Annotated in this window: 1 protein-coding gene; it reads right to left on the reverse strand. The window is 44.3% G+C overall.

Annotation, left to right across the window (positions count from 1 at the left end; genetic code table 11):
* The coding region (locus JZO83_RS12790; protein ID WP_207115984.1) for a hypothetical protein at window positions 1–1741 on the reverse strand (1741 nt) is incomplete at both ends.

Here is a 1741-nt window from a genome sequence, read left to right on the forward strand (position 1 = left end):
ACGATACCGCCCATCAAGCCATTTGAGGTTTTCGTGCTTAGGGTCCCTGATACACGACTATTCATGATCAGTGTTGTTCCATTATTTTGCCCAACTAATCCTCCGGCTCCATTTGGTTGATTCGCAGAAATCTGGCTCGTTCCATCAATACTGATGTTTTCAAGCTCAGCTGTTCGCCCACCACCTACTTGAGCCATAAGTCCAATATACGTAGTAAACGATTGGCCTCTAGTGCTATCAATTGTCAAACCTTCAAAATGTAGATCTTCTATTCGTGCCGTCCCGCTATTTATCTCACGAATAAATCCGACACTTGATTCACCACCGCGTATAGTTAGATTTTTGATTGTTGCGTTATTCCCTTTCAACACGCCAGTAAAGTTCCCGCGGCCAATAAATTCCCCTTCACCAGACATATCGATTGTTTGACCGTCTACTGGTTCAATCGAATAGGTCTCATCATCTCGATTAAATGGCGCTTGACTATTTAAAAATCTGCGTAGATCTTCCGCTGTCCAAATAACTGTTTGTTGATAATTCGCTGTGACCGTTGCGTCTGCTGTTCCCATCGTGAAAGTAGCCGTTCGATTGACTAAATCAAGATCAGTGATCGTGCTATTAGCACCAGTCACCGTGAAACCATCAAAACGATACCCATAATTTGCTTCTGGAGCAGTAACAACGATCGATTCTCCTTCAAGAAAATTAGTTTTATCAATCACAGGATCACTTGAACTTCCAGCCGCAGGTTGACGGGTCACATTTAAATCCATACGTCGCGCAGTAAAACCAACGACCCCTTGCTCATTGATGACACCAATAGAAAAGCGTGAGGCACCATTACGGTTGATCATTTGTTCTCCTGCTGAAGCATTACTTGCTAACCCTGCGGTGTATGGGTTAAACAGTCGCAGTGAATCATTTTGCAAATCCAACGTCACAGAAACTTGATTGCCAGTCACTGAACGATCGACCATTGGATCGATACTATTGAAAAACATCAAAGCTTGCACATTATTTGTTTGCCAACTTAGATAAGGATAGGTCTTATTCGTTCGTTGACTCACGGAGAAATCCGTTCGCCAACGATTGCCAAATCCTAAGCCACCAGTTGTAGCTTCGATCAGTTCTAACGTCGTTTTCGCTTCACCAACACCTGTCGTTGACGATTTGTTTGTTGTACTGGAATCATAATAAACATTGGTCGCTGTAATACTAGTCGAATCTGATGTGATAGGTTGTCCTCCGGTAAATCCAGCAACAAAAACTTGACTAAGCGTGACACTATTGGATTCCTGATTCACGCCGATCACCCCGTTGCCGTTGGAGGAGCCGATGCTGTAACTATCGACAATCACAAGCGAATTATTGCCGTCACCTAAACCAACAAACCCACCAGTTCCCAGACTGGTACTTCCTTGGACATGCCCATTATGGTAGCTTTCTTCGATCCTTGCAGTTCCAGACATGCGCCCGATAAAGCCACCGACTGAACTATTATTTCCCCGCATGTCACTTGAATTGACACTTCGTTGGATCGTGGCACTTCCTGAATGAGCGACTCGAGAAATAAAGCCTCCTCGACTCGTTCCGCTTGCTGAATTGATGCTGGTGCGACTTTCACTTCTGGAATCAGTGATCGTCACTTGACCATTCGTTTCACCAACTAAACCACCGACACTTAACGTAAAGTTCCCACCCCCTGTAAATGTTACTTGGGAGAAACTGTTCTCGATCATCA

Source organism: Enterococcus sp. DIV1298c, from assembly GCF_017316315.1.
In the GTDB taxonomy this organism is placed as follows: domain Bacteria; phylum Bacillota; class Bacilli; order Lactobacillales; family Enterococcaceae; genus Enterococcus_B; species Enterococcus_B mangumiae.